17 protein-coding genes, 5 tRNA genes and 1 riboswitch are annotated in these 24,210 nt (G+C 71.0%); of the genes, 14 read left to right on the forward strand and 8 right to left on the reverse strand.

Going from position 1 to position 24,210, the window contains the following annotated elements; genetic code table 11:
- The first annotated feature begins 1 nt into the window (after nucleotide 1).
- The 3 genes from AS857_RS35265 to purM all read left to right on the forward strand — a co-directional run bounded on the left by AS857_RS35265 (nucleotide 2) and on the right by purM (nucleotide 3,523).
- The gene (locus tag AS857_RS35265; RefSeq protein ID WP_058047538.1) at nucleotides 2-781 is read left to right on the forward strand and encodes a maleylpyruvate isomerase family mycothiol-dependent enzyme; all 780 of its coding nucleotides are present in this window, start codon (nucleotides 2-4) and stop codon (nucleotides 779-781) included.
- A gap of 115 nt (nucleotides 782-896) precedes the next feature.
- Nucleotides 897-2,414, forward strand: coding sequence for an amidophosphoribosyltransferase (gene purF, locus AS857_RS35270; protein ID WP_058047539.1), 1,518 nt, complete (start codon nucleotides 897-899; stop codon nucleotides 2,412-2,414).
- 41 nt (nucleotides 2,415-2,455) lie between these two features.
- Entirely contained in the window at nucleotides 2,456-3,523 is a 1,068-nt protein-coding gene (gene purM, locus AS857_RS35275; RefSeq protein WP_058047540.1) for a phosphoribosylformylglycinamidine cyclo-ligase, read from the forward strand.
- A 194-nt stretch (nucleotides 3,524-3,717) separates the two neighbouring features.
- Here purM and AS857_RS35280 read toward each other — a convergent pair whose 3' ends face one another.
- A complete protein-coding gene (locus tag AS857_RS35280) occupies nucleotides 3,718-3,975 on the reverse strand; it encodes a DUF3073 domain-containing protein (RefSeq protein ID WP_058047541.1) in 258 nt (85 codons plus the stop codon).
- A 391-nt stretch (nucleotides 3,976-4,366) separates the two neighbouring features.
- Nucleotides 4,367-5,470 (reverse strand): Leu/Phe/Val dehydrogenase, encoded by a 1,104-nt coding sequence (locus AS857_RS35285; protein WP_058047542.1) that lies wholly within the window; start codon nucleotides 5,468-5,470, stop codon nucleotides 4,367-4,369.
- Between the two features lie 202 nt (nucleotides 5,471-5,672).
- Between AS857_RS35285 and AS857_RS35290 the strand changes: the two genes are divergently transcribed.
- Together AS857_RS35290 and bldC are read left to right on the forward strand one after the other, a co-directional pair.
- A complete protein-coding gene (locus AS857_RS35290; RefSeq protein ID WP_058047543.1) occupies nucleotides 5,673-6,560 on the forward strand; it encodes a DUF8083 family protein in 888 nt (295 codons plus the stop codon).
- Nucleotides 6,561-7,028: 468 nt separating this feature from the next.
- Nucleotides 7,029-7,235 carry a developmental transcriptional regulator BldC gene (gene bldC, locus AS857_RS35295; protein ID WP_003949541.1) on the forward strand — a complete coding sequence of 69 codons (207 nt, stop codon included), beginning with the start codon at nucleotides 7,029-7,031 and terminating at the stop codon, nucleotides 7,233-7,235.
- A gap of 473 nt (nucleotides 7,236-7,708) precedes the next feature.
- Here the strand turns inward: bldC and AS857_RS35300 are convergent, their stop codons facing one another.
- The 6 genes from AS857_RS35300 to AS857_RS35325 all read right to left on the reverse strand — a co-directional run bounded on the left by AS857_RS35300 (nucleotide 7,709) and on the right by AS857_RS35325 (nucleotide 12,665).
- Nucleotides 7,709-7,939, reverse strand: coding sequence for a DUF6274 family protein (locus AS857_RS35300; RefSeq protein WP_058047577.1), 231 nt, complete (start codon nucleotides 7,937-7,939; stop codon nucleotides 7,709-7,711).
- Between the two features lie 104 nt (nucleotides 7,940-8,043).
- Nucleotides 8,044-8,118: transfer RNA gene (locus AS857_RS35305), tRNA-Asp, on the reverse strand.
- A gap of 137 nt (nucleotides 8,119-8,255) precedes the next feature.
- Nucleotides 8,256-12,212: an ATP-dependent RNA helicase HrpA gene (gene hrpA, locus AS857_RS35310; protein WP_058047544.1), complete on the reverse strand. Its 3,957-nt coding sequence runs from the start codon at nucleotides 12,210-12,212 to the stop codon at nucleotides 8,256-8,258.
- A 168-nt stretch (nucleotides 12,213-12,380) separates the two neighbouring features.
- Nucleotides 12,381-12,454, reverse strand: a tRNA-Phe gene (locus AS857_RS35315).
- A 24-nt stretch (nucleotides 12,455-12,478) separates the two neighbouring features.
- Nucleotides 12,479-12,553: transfer RNA gene (locus AS857_RS35320), tRNA-Asp, on the reverse strand.
- Nucleotides 12,554-12,592: 39 nt separating this feature from the next.
- Nucleotides 12,593-12,665 (reverse strand) — tRNA-Glu (locus AS857_RS35325).
- A gap of 180 nt (nucleotides 12,666-12,845) precedes the next feature.
- On the opposite strand from AS857_RS35325, the gene AS857_RS35330 reads away from it, so the two are divergent.
- From AS857_RS35330 to AS857_RS35370, 9 genes are all read left to right on the forward strand, one after another.
- Nucleotides 12,846-13,196: a metallopeptidase family protein gene (locus AS857_RS35330; RefSeq protein ID WP_058047578.1), complete on the forward strand. Its 351-nt coding sequence runs from the start codon at nucleotides 12,846-12,848 to the stop codon at nucleotides 13,194-13,196.
- Between the two features lie 234 nt (nucleotides 13,197-13,430).
- On the forward strand, nucleotides 13,431-13,940 hold the full coding sequence (locus AS857_RS39725; protein WP_144440927.1) for a hypothetical protein: 510 nt from the start codon (nucleotides 13,431-13,433) through the stop codon (nucleotides 13,938-13,940).
- A gap of 214 nt (nucleotides 13,941-14,154) precedes the next feature.
- Nucleotides 14,155-16,437: a DEAD/DEAH box helicase gene (locus AS857_RS35340; protein WP_058047546.1), complete on the forward strand. Its 2,283-nt coding sequence runs from the start codon at nucleotides 14,155-14,157 to the stop codon at nucleotides 16,435-16,437.
- A 132-nt stretch (nucleotides 16,438-16,569) separates the two neighbouring features.
- Nucleotides 16,570-16,642 (forward strand) — tRNA-Lys (locus tag AS857_RS35345).
- A 290-nt stretch (nucleotides 16,643-16,932) separates the two neighbouring features.
- On the forward strand, nucleotides 16,933-19,047 hold the full coding sequence (locus AS857_RS35350) for an alkyl/aryl-sulfatase (protein WP_058047547.1): 2,115 nt from the start codon (nucleotides 16,933-16,935) through the stop codon (nucleotides 19,045-19,047).
- A 276-nt stretch (nucleotides 19,048-19,323) separates the two neighbouring features.
- Nucleotides 19,324-20,214, forward strand: a complete 891-nt coding sequence (locus AS857_RS35355; protein WP_245700777.1) for a DUF6227 family protein — start codon at nucleotides 19,324-19,326, stop codon at nucleotides 20,212-20,214.
- Between the two features lie 205 nt (nucleotides 20,215-20,419).
- The gene (locus AS857_RS35360; protein ID WP_030367061.1) at nucleotides 20,420-20,623 is read left to right on the forward strand and encodes a cold-shock protein; all 204 of its coding nucleotides are present in this window, start codon (nucleotides 20,420-20,422) and stop codon (nucleotides 20,621-20,623) included.
- A 251-nt stretch (nucleotides 20,624-20,874) separates the two neighbouring features.
- A complete protein-coding gene (locus tag AS857_RS35365) occupies nucleotides 20,875-22,614 on the forward strand; it encodes a DEAD/DEAH box helicase (RefSeq protein ID WP_058047548.1) in 1,740 nt (579 codons plus the stop codon).
- 183 nt (nucleotides 22,615-22,797) lie between these two features.
- Nucleotides 22,798-24,039, forward strand: a complete 1,242-nt coding sequence (locus tag AS857_RS35370) for a PP2C family protein-serine/threonine phosphatase (RefSeq protein WP_063804441.1) — start codon at nucleotides 22,798-22,800, stop codon at nucleotides 24,037-24,039.
- Between the two features lie 72 nt (nucleotides 24,040-24,111).
- A riboswitch (cyclic di-AMP (ydaO/yuaA leader) is annotated at nucleotides 24,112-24,210 on the forward strand. This riboswitch is flagged as partial in the annotation.

Genomic DNA, 24,210 nt, shown 5'->3' on the forward strand with positions numbered 1-24,210 from the left:
CATGCCTCCCGCCCAGCGCAAGCCCCGCCCCCGCAGCTACGACCCCGCCAAGGTGCGCGCCGCCGTCACGGCCCAGCTCGCCCACGTACGGGAAGCGGCCGCGGGCCTGGACGAGGCGCAACTGGCCCTGCCGACGCGGCTGGGGGAGTGCACGGTCCGCGAGCTGATCGCCCACATCGCCCTGGGCGTGGGCCTCGTGGCCCGGCTGATCGAGGAATCCGCCCCGCCCGCGCGGGAGATCACCGCCGTGGAGTGGGTGATCACGCCCGCGGGCGCCGAGGCCGGCGCCGGTGGCGCGGACACCGCCCTGATCCCCCTCCTGGACGGCGTGGCGGACCGTTTCGCCGCCCTGGCCGCCGCCACCCCGCCGGACCGCCTCCTGGCCGCCCCCTCCGGCGCGATCCGGCTGGACGACTTCCTGGTCACCCGCTGCGTGGAGCTGGCCGTCCACACGGACGATCTCGCCGCGGCTCTCGGCACCGAGATCCGTTACGACCGCCAGGCTTTGGCCAATGCCACCCGCCTGCTCGCCGACGCCCTCGCGGCCAAGGCCCCCGGCGGCTCCGTGGAGGTCCGCATCCCGCCCTTCGCGGTCGTCCAGTGCGTGGCGGGGCCCCGGCACACCCGCGGCACCCCGCCCAACGTCGTCGAGACCGATCCGCTCACCTGGCTGCGCCTGGCCACCGGCCGTACGGACTGGGCGACCGCCCTGGACGCCGCGGCGATCAGCGCGAGCGGCGAACGCGCGGACATCTCCGCGCAACTCCCTTTGGTGGAATGAACAAAAGACCCCCGAAAGGTGATTCGCTGTGCGCGCCGAGTGGCTGTGCGTGGTGTGAGGCATCACCGGTCGTCCCCGGTTCGGATGAACCTCCTCCCTGCCATAGACTCAAGGTGTGCCTCGTGGTGACGGACGACTCAGCCACGACCTGCTCCCCGGTGAGAAGGGCCCCCAGGACGCATGTGGCGTCTTCGGTGTCTGGGCTCCGGGTGAAGAGGTCGCCAAACTCACCTATTTCGGGCTGTATGCGCTGCAGCACCGTGGACAGGAGTCCGCGGGCATCGCAGTGAGCAACGGCTCCCAGATCCTCGTCTTCAAGGACATGGGACTGGTTTCCCAGGTCTTCGACGAAACCTCCCTCGGCTCTCTCCAGGGCCACATCGCGGTCGGTCACGCCCGCTACTCCACCACCGGAGCCTCGGTGTGGGAGAACGCCCAGCCGACCTTCCGGGCGACCGCCCACGGCTCGATCGCCCTGGGTCACAACGGCAACCTGGTCAACACCGCCGAGCTGGCCGAGATGGTCGCGGCCCTCCCCCGGGAGAACGGCCGTGCCACCCAGGTCGCCGCGACCAACGACACCGACCTGGTCACGGCCCTCCTCGCGGGCCAGACCGACGCCGAGGGCAAGCCGCTGACCATCGAGGAGGCGGCCGCCAAGGTCCTTCCCGACGTCAAGGGCGCCTTCTGTCTCGTCTTCATGAACGAGCACACGCTCTACGCCGCCCGTGATCCGCAGGGCATCCGCCCGCTGGTCCTCGGCCGCCTGGAGCGCGGCTGGGTGGTGGCCTCCGAGACGGCCGCACTGGACATCTGCGGTGCCACGTTCGTCCGCGAGATCGAGCCCGGCGAGCTCATCGCCATCGACGAGCACGGCGTGCGCACCAGCCGCTTCGCCGAGGCCCGCCCCAAGGGCTGCGTCTTCGAGTACGTGTACCTGGCCCGCCCGGACACCGATATCGCGGGCCGGAACGTCTACCTTTCCCGTGTGGAAATGGGCCGCCGGCTCGCCGCCGAGGCCCCGGTCGACGCCGACCTGGTGATACCGACCCCGGAATCCGGCACCCCTGCCGCCGTCGGATACGCGGAAGCCAGCGGCATTCCGTACGGCACCGGCCTGGTCAAGAATTCCTACGTCGGCCGGACCTTCATCCAGCCGAGCCAGACCATCCGCCAGCTCGGCATCCGGCTCAAGCTCAATCCGCTCAAGGAAGTCATCAAGGGCAAGCGCCTGGTCGTCGTCGACGATTCCATCGTCCGCGGCAATACCCAGCGCGCACTCGTCCGGATGCTCCGCGAGGCGGGCGCCGCCGAGGTGCACGTGCGGATTTCCTCCCCGCCGGTGAAGTGGCCGTGTTTCTTCGGCATCGATTTCGCCACCCGCGCCGAGCTGATAGCCAATGGCATGAGCGTCGAGGAGATCGGCCGGTCGCTGGGCGCGGACTCCCTCGCGTACATCTCCCTCGACGGCATGATCGAGGCGACCACCATCGCCAAGCCGAACCTCTGCCGCGCCTGCTTCGACGGCGAGTACCCCATGGCGCTCCCCGACCCCGAGCTGCTCGGCAAGCAGCTCCTGGAGACCGAGCTGGCCGGTGGCACGGATGCCGCCGATGCGCTCCGTCGTCCGTAAACGCCTCCGCAGTACCGAACGACACGAAAGTTCTCAAACTCATGTCTGAGACCACCGGTGCCAGCTACGCAGCCGCGGGCGTCGACATCGAAGCGGGCGATCACGCCGTCGAGCTGATGAAGAAGTGGGTCAAGAAGGCCACCCGCCCGGAGGTCGTCGGCGGCCTCGGCGGTTTCGCCGGGCTCTTCGACGCCAGCGCGCTCAAGCGGTACGAGCGGCCCCTCCTGGCCTCCGCGACCGACGGCGTCGGCACGAAGGTCGACATCGCCCGCCGCATGGGCGTCTACGACACCATCGGCCACGACCTGGTCGGCATGGTCGTGGACGACCTGGTCGTCTGCGGCGCCGAGCCGCTGTTCATGACCGACTACATCTGCGTCGGCAAGGTCTACCCCGAGCGGGTCGCCGCCATCGTCAAGGGCATCGCCGAGGGCTGTGTGCTCGCGGGCTGCGCGCTGGTCGGCGGCGAGACCGCCGAGCACCCCGGGCTGCTCGGGCCGGACGAGTTCGACGTGGCCGGTGCGGGCACCGGTGTGGTCGAGGCCGACCGGGTGCTGGGCGCCGATCGCATCCGTACGGGTGACGTCGTCATCGCGATGGCCTCGTCCGGACTTCACTCGAACGGGTACTCACTGGTCCGCCATGTGCTCTTCGACCGGGCCGGCTGGGAGCTGGACCGTGAGGTTCCGGAGTTCGGCCGGACCCTCGGCGAGGAGCTGCTGGAGCCCACCAGGATCTACTCGCTGGACTGCCTGGCGCTCACCCGCACGGCCGAGGTGCACGCCTTCTCGCACATCACCGGCGGCGGTCTCGCCAACAACCTGGCCCGGGTCGTCCCGGACCACCTCCACGCCACCGTCGACAGGGCGACCTGGACGCCGGGCGCGGTGTTCGACACGGTGGGCCGGCTCGGCGGGGTCGAGCGGCTGGAGCTGGAGAAGACGCTGAACATGGGCGTCGGCATGATGGCGGTCGTGCCGCAGGAGTCCGTGGACGTGGCCCTCTCGGTCCTCGCCGACCGGGGCGTCGACGCCTGGGTCGCGGGTGCGATCACCGAGCGCGGCGATCACGCCGAGGCCGTGGCTCTGACCGGTGACTACGCGAGCTGATGCGCACGGCCGCATGTGGGCAGTCGTGCCGCTGAGGCGGCACGACTGGGCGCAGGCGGCCCGGCACAGGTGGGCACGAGCGGCCCGCAGCCGGGCGGCGGCTCAGCCGTGCACCGGCACGGCGCACAGCGTCCGGGCAGCACAGAACCCGGTCCGAGGTCGGGCCTCGAACCGGGTCGGTGGGAGTTACAGCGTCAAGCGCGGCGACGGTAAGGAGAGTCGGACGGAGCCTGCTCGTCCTCGTCCTCATCGTCGTTGTAACGACTCGCGTACTGAGCGTACGGGTCGTCATCCAGCTCATCGTCCTTTTCGAGCGGCTCGCTGTTCGGCGGCTGCTTCGTCGGCGATGCGCCCAGCTCATTGGCCAGACGTGAGAGGTCGGTCCCGCCGCTGTTGTACTTCAGCTGGCGGGCGACCTTTGTCTGCTTGGCCTTGGCCCGGCCGCGCCCCATGGCTCGACCCCCTCAATGACGGGGCTCGACGGCCCCAGAGTCTTGACACGCGTTCACGTTCATGAGTCAGAGCGGACCCCCGTGGAGGGATCCGGCCTGTAGGGCTTCAACGGTACCTGCTTCCGCGGCCATACGGTACGTCGCCCGCATGACGTGCCACGCAGCACAACCCTAGGGGAGCCCCGTCCCCGCTGGTCAGCTGCGATTTTAACGTGTCTTGTGCCCCGACCCGCCGATGGGTGGTGAGAGATGTCTCGCTCACCACCTCATCGGACGGGGCTGTAGGGACCGCTAGGGGCGCTCGGCCCGCCCGGCCGGCCACGCGGTGTCCGCCGAGCGGTCACCCGTCGTGCGTAAAGCGCCCTTACCGGACGGTTCTACCGGGCGGTAGCTACGCTCCGGCGGCTGCCCGGGCCTCCGCCATGCGCTGCTCGGCCAGCCGGTCGGCAGCGGCGGCGGGCGGAATGCCGTCGGCCTTGGCCCGATCGAATATGGCCAGAGTCGTGTCGAAAATCTGGTTCGCCTTGGCCTTTGCGCGGTCGAAATCAAACCCGTGCAGTTCGTCCGCGACCTGAATCACTCCGCCGGCGTTCACCACATAGTCGGGCGCATAGAGGATGCCGCGGTCCGCGAGGTCCTTCTCGACGCCGGGGTGGGCGAGCTGGTTGTTGGCCGCGCCGCAGACCACGCTCGCGGTCAGGGCCGCCACCGTGTCGTCGTCCAGGGCGCCGCCGAGGGCGCAGGGGGCGTAGACGTCGAGCGGGGTGCGGACCAGGACGCCGGCGTCCGTCACCGCGGTGACCTGCGGGTGGCGGGCCACGATGCGCTCGACGGCCTCCGTCCGGACGTCGGTGATCACGACCTCCGCGCCGTCCTCGACCAGATGCTCCACCAGGTGGTGACCGACCTTCCCGACACCCGCGACGCCGACCCGGCGGCCGCGCAGCGTCGGCTCGCCCCACTGGGTCCGTGCGGCGGCGCGCATGCCCTGGAAGACGCCGAAGGCGGTGAGCACCGAGGAGTCGCCGGCGCCGCCGTTCTCGGGGGAGCGGCCGGTGGTCCAGCGGCACTCGCGGGCGACCACGTCCATGTCCTGGACGTAGGTGCCGACGTCGCAGGCGGTGACGTAGCGGCCGCCGAGGGAGGCCACGAAGCGACCGTAGGCAAGCAGGAGCTGTTCGGTCTTGATCTGGTTGGGATCGCCGATGATCACGGCCTTTCCGCCGCCGTGATCCAGGCCCGCCAGCGCGTTCTTGTAGGACATGCCGCGGGAGAGGTTGAGGGCGTCCAGCACCGCGGCCTCCTCGGAGGCGTACGGGTAGAACCGGGTGCCGCCGAGGGCGTTGCCCAGGGCGGTGGAGTGGATGGCGATCACGGCCTTGAGGCCGCTCTCGCGGTCCTGGCAGAGGACGACCTGCTCGTGGCCGCCCTGATCCGACCGGAACAATGTGTGCAGCACGCCGTCAGCTTCATCGGTGGGACGTACGTCAGTCACTGTGGTGACTCCATATGTCGCGGAGGTTGCCCTCCGGGGGTGGTGGAGGGCCGGTTGGCAAGAGGGTAAGACCTGTCGGCCCGGGCAGCCGGTCCCGTGCGGAGGATCACTCTCCCGGGGAGCGGTGCCATGGGACGATTTGCACGGTACGGGGAGGGTTCGGCAACTCCCTGCAGTGTCCTGCGGTTTGAGGGGAGCACGTGTGGGCTCGGCTTCGTCGGTGACTGTCCCGTACGCGGCGTACCTGCGGGTTTACGAGCCGCTGGGCGCATTTCCGGAGCCGGAGCGCACGCACTGGGAGCGCTACGCCCGGCGTGAGGCGCTCCCCTGCGCCCAGGACGAGCTCCGGCGCTCGCTCGCCGACCTCCTGCCCACCCCGCCCGTGCCGGTGCCGGTGCACGAGAGCGGCGACGCCTTCGTGACCGTCCAGGACGGCGTGCTGTGCGTCTGCCCCTGGCGCACCCGGCTGCGCGGCTGGCTGGCGCTGGGGGAGCTGTCCGAGACCCTGCCCGCGCCGGTCCTGGACGCGGCGCTGCCGCCGGTGGTGCGCCGGCAGGCGGAGGCCGACTACGAGCGCTGGCAGGAGCGCAACCCCGACGCCCGGCCGTGGATCCGCACGGCCACCTGGCAGGTGCCGCTGCGCTGGTTCGTGCTCTTCTCGGACGAGGAGCGCGAGTACGGCAAGACGGCCGAGTACGCGGGGGACGGGGAGCCGGGCCGGGGCGGCGGGCAGGCGGGCCGGGACGGGCTCGTCCTGCGCTACCGCACGCCGATGGTGCAGGCCAGACGCCGGGTGGCCCGGGGGCTGCGCACGCTCAAGGACGCCATCGACGAGGGTCCGCTGATCGACGGCCTGGTGGACGTGGGGCGGTGGCTCGAGGAGTTCCACCCGCGTTCCCTGGTGGAGCTGGACTACGGCGGTCTGGTGCACATGGTGCCCGAGGACCGGCTCGCCGAGGATCATTCCGCCGGGGACACGGCGGAGGGGCTCGCGGCGTTGCGCGCGGGGGATGGGGTGCGCGCGGGGAGGGCGTACGAGCGCTTGACGGAGCGCTGGAGCGCCGTACGCAACCGGCAGTACGCCAATTGAAGTCTTGGTGCGAGAAGCCCCGGGACCTAGGTCCCGATCCGGGCCATTGCGGCAACCGTGACCTAACGCACTTTCGTCAGGTCTTGCGCCCATCGCCCATCCGCGTGGCAAAATAGGACAAGGAGTCCGGGAAGGGCTCCTTCCGTCCAACTACGGGCGGATTGATCGGTATTGCACTCCTTGGCGGGTCTGGTGACCCCTGATCCCGCTGTGACTGATCGTCACGGTGGCGTGACTGTCCGCTATGGCATGGTCCATCGGCTTCCGTCGAGGTTGAACACCTGAGAGGGCAATTCCATCGGTTTGGCCGACGTGGCTGGACAGATGGTGTAGTTGTAGTGCCGAGGACAAGCCGTTCGTCCTATAACCGACTCGGCCCGCGTCCGCCATTTCGGGCAACGCGGGTCAAGGTGCAGAATTTAGAGGAAAGAACCGACTCCACGTCAGGTTCTCCCGAGGAGGCCGCTCATGACCGCTCGCACCCCTGATGCCGAGCCGCTGCTGACCCCGGCTGAGGTTGCCACGATGTTCCGCGTGGACCCGAAGACGGTCACCCGTTGGGCCAAGGCTGGCAAGCTCACGTCCATCCGCACGCTCGGAGGACACCGCCGTTACCGCGAAGCGGAGGTCCGCGCCCTGCTGGCGGGCATTCCGCAGCAGCGCAGCGAGGCCTGAACAACCGCATCACCGGGCGTTTTCCGGGGCCCCCAACCCGGCCTGCGCCCAGCTAGCTCCATCTGAAGCACCATCTGGCTACAAGCGACCGGTACCTGCCCCAACAGGTCCGAAGCCCACCGACTTGGGCGAGTCGTCGATCGCGCTGGACTCCGCCGGGTCCAGCGCGATCTTTTTATGCCCGCACGCCACCTCGAGCGGCCCTCGACGGCCGTGCCCGACTGTGGGCAGCGGACGCCGGCAACGCACCCGTACGGACCCGCGAGCCCACCCTTTCGGGTGGAGTGCAATTGCACATATTAAATTGACCCGTTGTAGGCCAGGGGTAAGTTCCCTCGGTCGGGAAACTCTTTCGGTGACTCCCATCACAGTGCGACGTGCTTGTCACTCATCGTGCCGCTGCGGTAAAGAGCCCGGTGAGCAACACGCGCATCCGCTCTGCGGCCGACTGCCGCCGGATCAGGCGCCGTTGGTCACCCGGAAGCCGCCCCGGCCTCCCCGGCGCCCCTGGGCTCGGGCACAGGCCCCGCCGCGGCCTCCTGGGCGAGCCGCAGCAGCCGGTGGCACACGGCGCAGTGACGGGTCAGATGGCGATACCCCGAGGCGCCCGAGGCGGCGGACAGATGGGCGCGCAGCAGCGCCCTCGTCTCGTGCCTGATGCTCTCGGTCCGCTTGGCCTGGGTCCGGGTGGTGGTTGTCGTCATGGAGCGCAGCACCTCCACTGTCTGGGTACCCCTGGCACGTGTCCCAGTCAAGGTCGAATGCGAGAAGGCCCGGATCCCTGAGGGATCCGGGCCTTCAACCGATGCGGTCCTGACGGGATTTGAACCCGCGGCCTCCACCTTGACAGGGTGGCGAGCACTCCAAACTGCTCCACAGGACCTTGCTTGCTTGCCGCTCTCGCGGGCTTGCGAAACAGACTCTACAGCAGGTCAGGGGGTGCGGTCGAACCCGATCTCGGAAGCGGCCCCCGAACGGGTCCCGCACCGCGGCGGCGGCCCGCCCGCACCCCTGCGCCCCCTAGGGCGCCAGCTGATCGATGGCCTTCACGATCCGCTTGTCCGAGACCGGGTGCGCCGTCCCCAGGGCGTGGGCGAAGTAGCTCACGCGGAGCTCCTCGATCATCCAGCGGATGTCGAGCGCCTCCTGGGGCACCGGGCGCCCCTTGGGGAACTGCTCCAGCAGCCACGCGTACTCGTCCTGCATCTCCTTCACCTTCGCCATCCGGGCGCGGTCCCGGTCGGCGTTGGAGGGCAGCTGGGTGAGTCGCCGGTCGACCGCCACGAGATAGCGCAGCAGGTCCGGCAGCCTGCGCACGCCGTGGGCGGTGACGAAGCCGGGCTTGATGAGCCCCGCCAGCTGCTCCTTGACGTCCGACAGCGAGGACATGAGCGACAGGCTCGTGGTGCCCTTCAGCCGGCGCTCGCACGCCTGCCAGGCGGCCAGCACCTCCTGCACCTTGCGGATGGCGTCCAGCGTGGCGTCCACGATGTCCGCCCGTACCGCGTCGAAGAGCTTGCGGAAGGATTCTTCGTCCCAGACGGGCCCGCCGTGCGCCGCCATCAGCTTGTCGGCCGCACCCGAGACGCAGTCCTCGAAGAGGGCCTGGACGGAGCCGTGCGGATTGCGCGACAGGGCGAGCTTCTGCTGGTTGCCGAGCTTGTCCTGGGCGAATTTCGCGGGGTTGGACGGAAGGTTCAGCAGGATCAGCCGGCGGGTGCCCCGCCACATGGCCTCGCGCTGCTCCGGCTCGGTGTCGAAGAGCCGCACCGCGACCGAGGAGCCCTCGTCCACCAGCGCCGGATACGCCTTGACCGGCTGGCCTGCCCGCCGCGTCTCGAAGGTGCGCGGCAGGGTGCCCACCGTCCAGGACGTGAGCCCCGAGCGCTGCTCCGGGGCGCCGCCGCCGGTGCCGCCGGCCTTGGCGGCCCCTGCGGCCTGCTCGAAGGCCTTGGAGATCGCCGCCTGCGTCTTCGGCTTGAGCCGCAGCCGCAGCGCCTCCAGGTCCTTGTCCTCGGCGATCTTGCGGCGCCGCTCGTCGACGACCCGGAAAGTGATCTTCAGGTGCTCGGGGACCTTGCCCAGGTCGAAGTCCTCCGGGTCCAGCCGGACCGCCGTCATCCGGTGCAGCTCGCGCGCCAGCGTGACCGTCAGCGACTCCTGCAGCGGGACGGCACGGTCCAGGAAGGCCTTGGCGAAATTCGGCGCCGGCACGTAGTTCCTGCGGATCGGCTTGGGCAGGGAACGGATCAGCTCCGTCACCAGGTCCTCGCGCAGCCCCGGGATCTGCCAGTCGAAGCCCTCGGCCGAGACCTGGTTCAGCACCTGCAGCGGAATGTGGACGGTCACGCCGTCCGCGTCCGCGCCGGGCTCGAACTGGTACGTCACCTTGAACTTCAGCCGGCCCTGCCGCCAGGAATCCGGATAGTCGTCCTTGGTGACGGCCTCGGCGTTCTCGTTGATGAGCATCGACTGCTCGAAGTTCAGCAACTCCGGCTCGTCGCGCCGCTTGTGCTTCCACCACGAGTCGAAGTGCGCACCCGAGACGATGTGTTCGGGCAGCCGCTGGTCGTAGAAGTCGAAGAGCGTCTCGTCGTCCACCAGGATGTCCCGGCGGCGGGCGCGGTGCTCCAGCTCCTCGACCTCGCCGAGCAGTTTGCGGTTGTCCTGGAAGAACTGATGGTGCGTCCGCCAGTCGCCCTCGACCAGGGCGTTGCGGATGAACAGCTCGCGGCTGGTCTCCGGGTCGATCCGCCCGTAATTGACCTTCCGCTGGGCGACGATCGGCACGCCGTACAGCGTCACCCGCTCGTACGCCATGACGGCCGCCTGCTTCTGCTCCCAGTGCGGCTCGCTGTAATTGCGCTTCACCAGGTGCTGGGCGAGCGGCTCGATCCACTCCGGCTCCACCTTGGCATTGACCCGCGCCCACAGCCGCGAGGTCTCCACCAGCTCCGCCGACATGATCCAGCGCGGCTGCTTGCGGAACAGCGCCGAGCCCGGGAACACGGCGAACTTCGCGCTGCGGGCACCCAGGTAATCGTTCTTCTCGGTGTCCTTCAGCCCGATGTGCGAGAGCAGACCGGCCAGCAGCGACTGGTGCACCCGGTCCGGGGCCGCGTCCTCCTCGGCCATGTGGACGCCCATGGACTTCGCGACCGTCCGCAGCTGCGAGTAGATGTCCTGCCATTCGCGTATGCGCAGGTAGTTCAGGAACTCCGACTTGCACATGCGCCGGAACGCCGACGACGACAGCGCCTTCTGCTGCTCGCGCACGTAGCGCCACAGGTTCAGGAAGGCGAGGAAGTCGCTCGTCTCGTCCTTGAAGCGGGCGTGCTGCTGATCGGCCTGCGCCTGCTTCTCCGAGGGCCGCTCGCGCGGATCCTGGATGGACAGCGCGGCCGCGATGACCATGACCTCGCGGACGCAGCCGTTGCGGTCGGCCTCCAGGACCATGCGGGCCAGCCGCGGGTCCACCGGGAGCTGGGCGAGCTTGCGGCCCAGCTGCGTGAGCCGCTTTTTCGGGTCCTTCTGCTGAGGATCCAGCGCCCCCAGCTCGACCAGCAGGTCGACGCCGTCCTTGATGTTGCGGCGGTCCGGCGGGTCGATGAACGGGAACTTCTCGATGTCACCGAGCCCGGCCGCGGTCATCTGCAGAATGACGGAGGCCAGGTTCGTACGGAGGATCTCCGCGTCCGTGAACTCCGGGCGGGCGAGGAAATCGTCCTCGGAATACAGCCGGATGCAGATGCCGTCCGACGTACGGCCGCAGCGGCCCTTGCGCTGGTTCGCGCTGGCCTGGGAGACCGCCTCGATCGGCAGCCGCTGGACCTTGGTGCGGTGGCTGTAGCGCGAGATCCGGGCGAAACCGGGGTCGATCACGTAGCGGATGCCGGGCACCGTCAGGGACGTCTCCGCGACGTTCGTCGCGAGGACGATCCGGCGGCCCGTGTGGCGCTGGAAGACCCGGTGCTGCTCGGCGTGCGAGAGCCGGGCGTACAGCGGCAGGATCTCGGTGAACCGGAGCTTTTTCTTCTCCAGTGCGTCCGCGGTGTCGCGGATCTCCCGCTCGCCGGAGAGGAAGACCAATATGTCGCCGTCGCCCTCGCGCTGCAGCTCCTCCACCGCATCACAGATGGCCGTGATCTGATCGCGGTCGGAATCGCCGGAATTCTCCTCCAGCAGCGGCCGGTATCTCACCTCCACCGGATAGGTGCGCCCGCTGACCTCGATGATCGGCGCCTCGCCGAAATGGCGCGAGAACCGCTCGGGGTCGATGGTGGCCGAGGTGATGACGACCTTGAGGTCGGGGCGGCGCGGCAGCAGCTGGGCGAGATAGCCCAGGATGAAGTCGATGTTGAGGCTGCGCTCGTGCGCCTCGTCGATGATGATCGTGTCGTACTGGCGCAGCTCGCGGTCCGTCTGGATCTCGGCCAGCAGGATGCCGTCCGTCATCAGCTTGACCAGCGTGTCCTCGCCGACCTGGTCGGTGAAGCGGACCTTCCAGCCGACCGCCTCGCCCAGCGGGGTGCGCAGCTCCTCCGCGACGCGCTCCGCGACCGTGCGGGCGGCGATCCGGCGGGGCTGGGTATGCCCGATCAGGCCCCGGACGCCGCGGCCGAGCTCCATGCAGATCTTGGGGATCTGGGTGGTCTTGCCGGAGCCGGTCTCGCCCGCGACGATCACGACCTGGTGGTCGCGGATCGCCGCCAGGATCTCGTCCTTCTTCTGGCTGACCGGGAGCTGCTCGGGATAGGTGACGGCCGGCACGGCGGCGCGGCGGCCCGCGACGCGGAGCTCGGCCGTGTCGACCTCTGCCGTGATCTCGGCCAGGACGGCCGCACGGGCCTCGGGCTTGCGGATGCGGCGGGCCCCGTCGAGCCGCCGCCCCAGGCGCTGCGCGTCGCGCAGCGTCAGCTCGGGCAGGCGGGCGGCGAGGTCGGCGAAGGCGGCGGGGGCGGCAGGCTGCGTAGACATACGAAGTCCAGGATCGCACCACGCGCCGGGAAGCGGCGAACCCATTTAGGGGCGCGGTGGCGCCCCCGCGGGCACCGGGAGGGCTCACTCCGGGGCGCATCCGCACGTCGGAAGGCAATGGGCCCCGGAAAAGCACTGAGCCCCTCGTCGAAGACGAGGGGCTCACTGTGGCTGGGGCCGGGGTCGAACCGGCGACCTTCCGCTTTTCAGGCGGACGCTCGTACCAACTGAGCTACCCAGCCACGCAAGCACCGAGGTGCTTGCAGCGGTCCTGACGGGATTTGAACCCGCGGCCTCCACCTTGACAGGGTGGCGAGCACTCCAAACTGCTCCACAGGACCTTGCTATGTGCGAGCACTAGTCTCGCACACGGTAAAGCGTGCCCCCAACGGGATTCGAACCCGTGCTACCGCCTTGAAAGGGCGGCGTCCTGGGCCACTAGACGATGAGGGCTGATGGCCCACCTGGGCGCTTCGCAGCGCCTCGGGGACGTGAGAAGCATATGGGATGGAGAGGGGGAACGCCAAAACGGTTTCCCGGAGGCGCTGCGACGGGGTGGACGGAGGCGGCGCGACAGGACGGACAGGGGCGGCGCAGGGGCCGTACGGAGGGACGTGCCGGACAATGGCGAGCGTGCTGGAGATGACGCGCGAGGAGTTCGAGGAACTGGTCGCCGAGGCCCTGGACCGGATCCCGCCGGAGCTGACGCGGCTGATGGACAACGTCGCGGTGTTCGTCGAGGACGAGCCGCCGGCGGAGGACCCGGAGCTGCTCGGCCTCTACGAGGGGACGCCGCTGACCGAGCGCGGCGAGTGGTACGCGGGTGTCCTGCCGGACCGGATCACCATCTACCGCGGGCCGACGCTGCGGCTGTGCTCCTCCAGGGAGGAAGTGGTGGAGGAGACCGAGGTGACGGTGGTTCACGAGGTGGCCCACCACTTCGGCATCGACGACGAGCGGCTGCACGCGCTCGGGTACGGGTGAGCGCACGGGCTCGGGTACGGGTGAGCGGGTCAGCGCACGGGCTCGGCCGCGGGGCGGGGCCGGCGACGGATGAAGATCCGCTGTGGGTGGGCGGGTAAAGAGCCGGTCAGGTGACCGCGTGCCGCGCGTGTCCTGTGCGGGGCGGTCCCAGTTGGGCAGGACGCCTGTTTCATGCGTTGCCGATGCGGCCTGTACGCGTCGCCGATGCGACCCGTAGCCCTAAGGCGGTCCCCGATGCCCCCCACCTCACCCCGCGCAGCCGTCACCCGGATCGCGGCCGTCGCCGTCGCGGCCCTGGCCCTCGGGGGGTGCATGAGCGTGAGCGACCCGGAGCGGCCCGCTCCGTCGCCGGGTGCGGGCAAGCAGCGCGAGGCGGGGCCGGAGCCGGACGGCGGGGTGCGGCTCCCGGGCGGGCGGCCGGGGCAGGCGGACGCGCGCTCGGCGCGGGGGGCGAGCGGCAGCCCGTCGGCGAAGAGCGCCGCCAGCCCGTCCTCGACGGCGACGCCCTCGGCCTCGCCCGCCGGGGCCTCGCCGGACGCCCACCCCGGCAAGCCGGGCAAGAAGGCGAAGCAGCCGGGCAGCGGCGCCGGCACGGCTCCTCCGCCCGGGCACCCGCCCGCTCCCACCCAGCCGGCGCCCCAGCCGACGACCCCCACGCCGCAGCCGCCCGTCACCCAGCCCCCCGCCTCCTCGGCGCCCCCGTCGCCCCAGCCGGGCCCCCAGGCGGCGGGCCCTGTGGCGTAGGCCATGCCGCCGGACGGGGACTGCGGGTTGCGTCCGGCGGTGGTGAGTGCGTATGGTGGTAGATCGTTTGATCCCATTTGCCCGGCGCCTAACAGAAGCGCGCCGTGTGGCGCGTTCCTTACCTTGCCGTGGCTGACCGCATCGAGGCGGTCATTTGTGAAGCCGACACGGAGCTTGGGCGCGTGCCGAAACTCCGGAAGGTTTCGCATTTCGCATGTCCATTTCCACTGAGCAGACCGTCATGCCCGCGAGCGACGAGATCGTCGCCGAGGCGGACGCCGTCACCGCGGAGACCACCGCGGATCTCGCCTCCTCCGACACCGCCGCCGAGGCCGTCGACACCGACGCCGCCGCCGAGCCCGCCGAGCCGACGATCACCTTCGGTGACCTCGGCCTGGACGACGCGATCGTCCGCAAGCTCGCGCAGAACGGTGTCACCACCCCCTTCCCGATCCAGGCCGCGACCATCCCGGACGCCCTGGCCGGCAAGGACATCCTCGGCCGCGGCCGCACCGGCTCCGGCAAGACCCTCTCCTTCGGTCTGCCGCTGCTGTCCACCCTGGCCGGCGGCCACACCGAGAAGAAGCGCCCCCGCGGCCTGATCCTCACCCCGACCCGTGAGCTCGCGATGCAGGTCGCGGACGCCCTCCAGCCCTACGGCGACGTGCTCGGCCTGAAGATGAAGGTCGTCTGCGGCGGTACGTCCATGGGCAACCAGATCTACGCCCTGGAGCGCGGCGTCGACATCCTCGTCGCCACCCCGGGCCGTCTGCGCGACATCATCAACCGCGGCGCCGCCTCGCTCGACAAGGTCCAGGTCGCCGTCCTCGACGAGGCCGACCAGATGGCCGACATGGGCTTCCTGCCCGAGGTCACCGAGATCCTCGACCTGGTGCCGGCCGGCGGCCAGCGCCTGCTGTTCTCCGCCACGCTGGAGAACGAGATCGACACCCTCGTCAAGCGCTACCTGGTCAACCCGATCACGCACGAGGTCGACCCCTCCGCCGGTGCCGTCACCACCATGACCCACCACGTCCTCGTCGTGAAGCCGAAGGACAAGGCGCCGGTCACCGCCGCCATCGCCGCCCGCAAGGGCCGCACCATCATCTTCGTCCGCACCCAGCTGGGCGCCGACCGCGTCGCCGAGCAGCTGCTGGACGCCGGCGTCCGCGCCGACGCCCTGCACGGCGGCATGACCCAGGGCGCCCGCAGCCGCGTCCTCGACGACTTCAAGGCCGGCTACGTGAACTGCCTGGTCGCCACCGACGTCGCCGCCCGCGGCATCCACGTCGACGGCATCGACCTGGTCCTCAACGTCGACCCCGCCGGTGACCACAAGGACTACCTGCACCGCTCCGGCCGTACGGCCCGCGCCGGCCAGTCCGGCACGGTCGTCTCCCTGGCCCTGCCGCACCAGCGCAAGCAGATCTTCCGCCTGATGGAGGACGCGGGCGTCGACGCCTCGCGCCACATCGTCGGCGGTGCCGGCGCCTTCGACGAGGACGTCGCCAAGATCACCGGCGCCCGCTCCCTCACCGAGGTCCAGGCCGACTCCGCGGCCAACGCCGCCAAGCAGGCCGAGCGCGACCTGGCCGACCTGACCCGTCAGCTGGAGCGCGCGCAGCGCCGCGCCTCCGAGCTCCGCGACGAGGCCGACCGCCTCCTGGCGCGCGCCGCCCGCGAGCGCGGCGAGGACCCGGAGGCCGCCGTCGCGGCTGCCGCCGAGGCCGCCGCCACCGAGGCCAAGGCCGAGGAGGAGGCCGCTGCCGCCGCGTCCGTCCCGGCGCAGGCCGCGCCCGCGCACGAGCGCCGCGACGAGCGGGGCAACTTCGCGCCGCGCCGCGACGACCGCGGTGGCTTCCGTCGCGACGACCGCCGCGACGACAACCGCTCCGGTGGTTTCCGTCGTGACGACCGTCGTGACGACAACCGCGGTGGCGGCTTCCGCCGCGATGACCGTCCGTCCGGTGGTTTCCGCCGTGACGAGCGTCGCGACGACGAGCGCGGTGGCTTCCGCCGTGACGACCGTCCGTCGGGTGGTTTCCGTCGTGACGAGCGTCGCGATGACCGTCGTGACGACAACCGCGGTGGCGGCTTCCGCCGTGACGACCGTCCGTCCGGTGGTTTCCGCCGTGACGAGCGTCGTGACGACAACCGCTCCGGTGGCTTCCGCCGCGATGACCGTCCGTCGGGTGGTTTCCGTCGTGACGAGCGTCGCGATGACCGTCGTGACGACAACCGCGGTGGCGGCTTCCGTCGCGACGACCGTCCGTCCGGTGGTTTCCGCCGCGACGACCGCCCCTCGCACGGCGGCGGCTTCCGCTCCGGCGGCAGCGACCGTCCGTTCAACCGCGACCGTCGTGACGACCGTCCGGCCGGCGGCGGCTTCCGCTCCGGCGGCCACGACCGCCCGAACGGCCGCCGCGACGACCACCGTGGTGGCGCCGGTTCCTTCGGCCGCCGCGACGACAAGCCGCGCTGGAAGCGCAACGGCTGATAACCGCAGGTGATTTGGGGCCCGTACGGCACTTCGGTGGCGTACGGGCCCCGCTGCGTCTGCACTCCCGTCCGACGCATCGGCCATAACGACTCGGGATAACGCGGTCGGCCGGGCTATGCTGCGGGGTGCGGGCCGTTAGCTCAATTGGCAGAGCAGTGGACTTTTAATCCATTGGTTGTGGGTTCGAGTCCCACACGGCCTACGCGATGCGGGCGAGGGAAACCCCCTCTGACCTGCGAAGGAGCGCCCCGCCCGGTTCTTGCCGGGCGGGGCGCTTCCGCATTCCTGGCCTCTTCCCGGCCTGTTCCTGCCCTCTTCCGGCCCTGTTCCGGACCGTCTTCCGTCCCCGGCTTCCTGGCTTGATCGTGTTCCTTGTGCAACGTTCCACCGCTTCATAGCGTCGATGTCGCACCTTGCACCCGTACGGCACCACACGCACCACTCTTCCGTCGCACACGCGGAGCTTCCGCATGTCCCAAGGAGGAACGTCGTATGCCTGAGAACGCCGGGTCGCAGCAGCCCACCGAGCCCACCGGGCCCGTCGAGCCGTCCGCGGCCGTCGTCGAGGCGAACCGCGGGATCACCGAGACCATTCCGCCCAGCACCGGCGACTTCGCCGACGCCACGCGCGGGCTGCTGGCCGTGCCGCCGCGCGACCTTCCCGTCATCCCCTCCCGCGACGGCAAGCGCGTCGTGTGGGACTTCTCCGGTTACCAGTTCCTCGAGGACGGCGAGGACGTACCGCCGCCGTCCGTCAACGCGAGCCTGTGGCGGCAGGGCCGGCTCACCGCCGTCGCCGGCCTCTTCCACGTCGCCGCCTCGAACGGCCGGACCATCTACCAGGTCCGCGGCTACGACCTGTCCAACATGACGATCGTGACGGGCGACCGGGGCATCGTCGTCATCGACCCGCTCGCCTGTTACGAGACCGCGCGGCACGCCCTGCGGCTCTACCGCGAGACGTGCGACGACAACCGGCCCGTCACCGCGATCATCTACACCCACAGCCACGTCGACCACTTCGGCGGCTCCCGCGGCCTGTTCGACGACACCAAGGACGTGATGGCGCCCGACCTGAAGGTCTACGCGCCCGAGGGCTTCCTGGAACACGCCGTCAGCGAGAACGTCTACGCGGGCCCGGCCATGAGCCGCCGCGCGGGCTACATGTACGCGGCCGGCCTCGACAAGAGCCCCGGCGGGCAGGTGGGATCCGGCCTCGGACTGACGATCTCCACCGGCGAGGTCACGCTCGTCCCGCCGACCGACTACGTGGGCGGCACGCACCACCGGCCCACCCCGGAGGACAAGTGGGGCCCCGAGGACGTCATCCCGTGGCGGCCGGGCCTGTACCGGCTGTTCGTGGACGGGGTCCGGATCATCTGCCAGCTCACCCCGGGCACCGAGGCCCCGGCGGAGATGAACTTCTACTTCCCCGAGCTGCGCACCCTCTGCATGGCCGAGAACTCGACGCACACCATGCACAACATCCTCAGCCTGCGCGGCGCCCAGGTCCGGGACGCCCACGCGTGGTCGAAGTACCTCACCCAGGCCATCCAGACCTTCGGCGAGCACACCGAGGTCGAATTCGCCTCCCACCACTGGCCGCGCTGGGGCAAGGAGAACATCCTCGAATTCCTCGCGAACCAGCGGGACATGTACGGCTACCTCAACGACCAGACCCTGCGCCTGCTCAATGACGGCTACACCGGGATCGAGATCGCGGAGAAGCTCCGGGAGCTGCCGCCGGGCCTGGGCGGCCACTGGTACGACCGGGGTTACTACGGCTCGCTCAGCCACAACCTCAAGGCGGTCTACCAGCGCTACATGGGCTGGTTCGACGGCAACCCCGCCCACCTCTGGGAGCTGCCCCCGGTCGAGGCCGGTGCCCGGTACGTGCGGGCGATGGGCGGTGCGGAGGAGGTCGTACGGAGCGCGCGGCAGGCGTACGAGGCGGAGCAGCCGCAGTACCGCTGGGTCCTGGAGCTGCTCAACCACGTCATCTTCGCCTCCGCGGACCCCGAGGACCCGTCCCTCGTCCCGGCCGGGGTCCTGGCCGCCGCCAAGGCCCTCCAGGCCGACGCCATGACCCAGCTGGGCTACGGCGCGGAGAACGGCACCTGGCGCAACTTCTACCTCACCGGCGCCAAGGAGCTCCGCAGCGGACCGGAGAAGCCCACTCCGCACGGCGCTTCGGACCTCGTGAAGAGCATGTCCCTGGAGCAGATCTTCTCGGCGATGGCCAAGAGCGTGGACGGGCCCCGGGCCGCCGCGGAGCAGCGGTCGCCGATCGTGCTGCGCTGGGTGTTCAACGGCACCGGCCGGCAGTGCACCACGACCCTGCGCAACGGCGTGCTCGTGTACGTCGACGGGGAGGACCTCCTCGCGGGCAAGCCGCAGGCGACCATCACCCTCTCGCGAGCGGTGCTCGACGAGGTGCTGACGCAGGGCGTCGACTTCAAGAAGAACTTCGACGCGGCGGTCGGGAACGGCATCGAGGTGGACGACCAGGCCGCCGCGGACACCGTCTTCGGCTATCTGACCTATCCGGACCCGGTGTTCCCGATCGTGACGCCGAAGCCCGTGAAGCCGAAGTCCGTGGAGGGGTAGCCAGTGGAGCCGGAGCCCGTGGGCGAGCAGCCCGTGGAGGAGTAGCGCCGGCTCGGTGGAGAAGGTGGCTCCGGCTCCGCCGGGGCCCGCCGGGGCCCGCCGGGCCAGGGGGGCGCACGGCACGCGCACGCCCCACCCCCCGAGCCACCGCTGGACGCCCCCCGCGTGCCCGGACCTCTGCGCACCCAGTTCCCCGAAACCCCGCCCCCGTCCCGTGTTCGCGCCGCTACGGTAAGTGCGCGGGGTGGGCGCGGCGAGGTCCGGGAGGTCGGAGGCATGGAGAACTCGCGAGCGGGTGAGAACGGCAGCGGAAGCGAGCGAGAAGAGTGGGGGAACCAGAGCCCGGCGTACAGGGCGCACAGGGGGCGCACAGAGCACGGCCAGGGACGGGGCGGGCCGGCGGGAGCCGAGACCACGCCCATCGAGCATGCGGAGGCGCTGCTGGGGCGGGCGCAGAACGGCTTCGAGATCGACGAGCGGATGCTCGGCCGGCTGCGGACGGCGCTGATGCATCAGGCCGAGCTCCGCTCGTACCGCCAGCGCAATGACGACCGGCGTCCCCTCCGCTGCAATTCGTACCGCCATGTGTTCCTCCTGGCGGACGGGAGCAGCCTGCTGCTGTTCGAGCTGGAGCACAACACGGGTCCGGAGGACGTCTTCCTCTACGAGCTGTACGCCGACGAGGACGCTCTCGACCGGGCCGAGCGGCGCGTGCACGACCGGATCGGCGGCGGCATCGGCCCCGGCAGCGAGACCGAGGAGCTGCCGGCCTGGCTGGCGGAGGAGCTGCTGCTGGCCATGGGGCCGACGCAGCCCCGCCGGGAGTACGTCTCCGACGCCTCGCCCGACCACGCCCGGCGGCTGCTGCGGCGCGCGGAGAACGAGGACGGGCCCGGCGAGGTGGTGCGCGAGCTGCTCCAGGGGGCGCTCGGCCACCACATCGCGCTGATCACCAAGCCGCGCCGCCGGGGCCCCGGTCGCGACGCCACCTGGTGCCGCTTCTACGAGCACGCCTTCCTGCTGGAGGGCGGTGGCGAGCTCAGCCTGTGGGAGCTGGAGCACAACATGAACACCGACGGCCGGCTGGTCTGCGAGGTCTATCTGGACGAGGCGGAGGCCGAGGTGGCGGCGGACCGCCACGCCCGTTCCCAGGGCGTGGAGCTGTAGCGGCACCGGGCTGCCGCGGGGCTGCGCACCGTCGGCGGGCGGGTGAAACGGGGGCCGCCGACGTGTGCTACGCTTAACTGACGTTTCAGTTGTGGTACCCATGAACTCGTGTGCGCCTGACGGTTATGTGAACCGAGGGCGCATTTTTGTTTTTGCCGGTCTTTGTCCGGTGTGGGGCCCATTTGCATCCACTAAGGAGATAGACATGGCTACTGGCACCGTGAAGTGGTTCAACTCGGAAAAGGGCTTCGGCTTCATCGAGCAGGACGGCGGCGGCCCCGACGTCTTCGCCCACTACTCGAACATCGCCTCCAACGGCTTCCGTGAGCTGTTCGAGGGCCAGAAGGTTTCCTTCGACGTCACGCAGGGCCAGAAGGGCCTGCAGGCCGAGAACATCGTCGCTGCCTGACGATGATGCCCGCCCGGTCCGTCTGACGACGGCCCCGGGCTCCGCATGAAGCACCAGGCAATGGGGCCCGCACCTCGGGGTGCGGGCCCCATTGCTGCCCCTGCGCCGGCCGGCGCCCGCGTGCCGGCCGTCGTCCCGCACCAGCGCGCCCAGGCTTTTCCGCCGTCCGACCGTTCTCGTTCCGGACGGTCTCGCGATGCGAAGTCTCCCTTTCGGGCGTGCCACCCCCATTGAGGGAAGGTCCCACCCGTATGACTCGCTCCGCCCGCCCCGCTCGCCCCCGCGGACCCCAGCAGAACCGCGGTGCTCAGCAGAACCGCAGCTCCCAGCAGGGCCGCGTCGGCGCCCAGTCCTCGCGCCGCAGGCCCGCCGCCCCCCAGGGCGACTTCGAGACCCCGGTCAGCACCACTCCGGCGCTGCCGCCGGTGGCGTCCTTCGCCGACCTGGACATGCCCGCCGGCCTGCTCTCCACGCTGACCCGCGAGGGCGTCACCGAGCCGTTCCCGATCCAGGCCGCGACGCTGCCCAACTCGCTCACCGGCCGTGACGTCCTCGGCCGCGGCCGCACCGGCTCCGGCAAGACCCTCGCGTTCGGCCTGGCCATGCTGGCCCGTACGGCCGGCCGCCGCGCCGAGCCCGGCCGCCCGCTCGCCCTCGTGCTCGTCCCCACCCGCGAGCTCGCGCAGCAGGTCACCGACTCGCTCGCCCCGTACGCCACCGCCGTGAACCTGCGGACGGCCACGGTCGTCGGCGGCATGTCCATCGGCCGGCAGGCCCAGACGCTCGCGCGCGGCGCCGAGGTGCTCGTCGCCACCCCCGGGCGGCTCGCGGACCTCATCCAGCGCGGTGACTGCAAGCTCGGCGACGTGCGGATCACGGTCCTGGACGAGGCCGACCAGATGGCCGACATGGGCTTCCTGCCGCAGGTCACCAAGCTGCTGGACCAGGTCGACCCCGAGGGGCAGCGGATGCTGTTCTCCGCGACCCTCGACCGCAACGTCGACCGGCTCGTCCGCCGCTTCCTCACCGACCCGGTGACGCACTCCGTCGACGCGTCGGTGGGCGCGGTCGTCACGATGGACCACCACCTGCTGCACGTCACCGAGACGGACAAGAAGGACACGGTCACCCGGATCGCCGCCCGCGACGGCCGCGTGATCATGTTCGTGGACACCAAGCGCGGCGCCGACCGCCTGGTGAAGAAGCTGCTGTCCGAGGGCGTGCGCGCCGCCGCCCTGCACGGCGGCAAGAGCCAGCCGCAGCGCAACCGCACCCTGGACCTCTTCCGCACGCAGGAGGTCACCGCGCTGATCGCCACGAACGTGGCCGCGCGCGGCATCCACATCGACGGCCTCGACCTCGTCGTGAACGTCGACCCGCCCATGGACCACAAGGACTACCTGCACCGCGGCGGCCGTACGGCCCGCGCGGGCGAGTCCGGCACGGTCGTCACGCTCGTGCTGCCCGAGCAGCGGCGCGAGATGAGCCGCATGATGGTCACCGCCAAGATCTCCCCGAACGTCGTGACGGTCGGCCCGGAGGACGAGGAGCTCGTCCGCATCACCGGGGCCCAGCAGCCCAGCGGCGTGCCGGTGGTCATCGCGCCGCCGGTGCCGGCCCAGTCGACGCCGCGGAAGCGGTCGGGCGGGGGCGGCGCGAGCGCCGGGTCCGCCGGTGGGGCTGCGGCTGCTGCCGGGTCGCGCGGCTCCCGGGGCACCCGTGGCTCGCGCGGCGGCCGCGGCGGGCGTGGCCGGGTGCGTACGGAGATGTCTTCCGGGGCGTCGTCCTCGTCGTCCTCCTCGGCTTCCTCTTCCTCGTCGTCCTACGGTTCCGGTGGTGCCGGCGGTTCGGGCGGTTCGGGCCGGGGCGCGGGCGGCCGGGGTGCCGGCCGGGCGTCCGGTGGCGCTTCCGGTGCGGCTTCCGGCCGCGGTGCCGGCAGGGGCGGCGCCGGCCGGGGCACCGGGGGCGCACGGGAGCGCCGCGCCTCGTAACCCGCTCGCCGGGCTGCTCGCCGGCAGCTTGCTCGCCGGGCAGCCCGTTCGCCGGCCTGCCCGCCGGGCCGTTCTCCTGGGGCCTCCCTCCCCGGTTGGCCCAGCAGCGTTCGCCTGACGACCTCCCGCCCGGAAGGGTGGGAGGTCGTTGACGTGCGGGACTGCCGGTCAGGAGAGAGTGCGGTGGGCAAGCGAGAGAGCCGTTCTGCCCGCCGGGCTGTTCGCCGGGTCGTCCGCAGGCTGCCGGCCGTTCTGATCGTCGGCGCCGTGCTCTTCGATCTCGGGGCGCCCGCGCATTACACGTGCGCCCCCTTCCTTTCCGCCGCGCCCCTCGTCGCGGCGCCGCTGCACACCCTCCGCGCCACGGTCACGGCCGCCCTGGCCGCCGTCGCGGTCGCGGTCGGCCTCGTGATCTACCACCGGCCGTCCGACACCGGTCAGGCGCTGGTAGAGATCGCGACCATCGGTGCCGTCTCCCTGGTCGCGCTCGGCATCAACCGCATCGCCCGTCGCAGCGATCAGCAGCTCGCCTCCGCCCGGGGCATCGCGGAGGCGGCCCAGCGCGCCGTCCTGCCCGCGCCACCGTCCCGGATCGGCGGCCTCCGCGTGGCCGCGCGCTACGTCGCCGCCCAGGCCGACGCCCGGATCGGCGGCGATCTGTACGCGGTCCAGGACACCCCGTACGGCGTACGCGTCATCGTCGGCGACGTCCGCGGCAAGGGTCTGGGCGCGGTCGAGGCGGTCGCCGTGGTGATCGGCGCCTTCCGGGAGGCGGCCGAGCAGGAGCCCACGCTGGAGGGTCTCGCGGGACGGCTGGAACACGCGCTCCAGCGGGAGGGCGCGCGGCGGGCGAACCTGCGTGCCGACGCCGTGGACCGGTCCGAGGGCTTCACCACGGCCGTACTGGCGGAGCTGCCGCCGGGGGAGCCCGTCTTCCGGCTGCTGAACCGCGGCCACCCCTCACCGCTCCTGCTGCACGCGGACGGCCGCATCGGCGTGGCCGACCCCGCCGTCCCCGCGCTGCCCCTCGGCCTGGGCGAGCTGGGGGTGTGGCCGGACCGGGCGGAGGAGCGGGAGTTTCCCGCGGGGTCGATGCTGCTGCTGATGACGGACGGGGTGACCGAGGCGCGGGACGAGGGCGGTACGTTCTACGACCCCCGGGCCGGGCTGACGGGCTGTCGGTTCAAGAACCCGGACGCACTGCTGGACGCCCTGGTCGCGGACGTCGCGCGCCATTCGGGGGGTCAGGCCGCGGATGACATGGCGCTGTTGGCGATCCGGCGCGGCGAGCGGATCGAACAGCATTTCGTAGAAAGTATCGACAGGTTCCGTGGGCGCACATCCTGTGAAGACGTGCCCGAGGGCATCGGTGGATTCGGGCGTTCGGCTTGGAATCCACCCGGCATGTCTATTAACGTTCGATAACGGAGCGCGGTTGTCGCAACGCCGCAAGAGGCGCTGCGCCGTGCGCCTTCGCCGAATCCCGCGGGCACAGCACCACCTGATACGCCGGCAAGTTCTGGGAACCGGGGAACCACCACCCTGGGGTGAATCGGGCCGCGCGCGGCCCGTAGGAGACCTTCCTGCTCCGAACCC

This window comes from Streptomyces roseifaciens, from assembly GCF_001445655.1.
Taxonomy (GTDB): domain Bacteria; phylum Actinomycetota; class Actinomycetes; order Streptomycetales; family Streptomycetaceae; genus Streptomyces; species Streptomyces aureoversilis.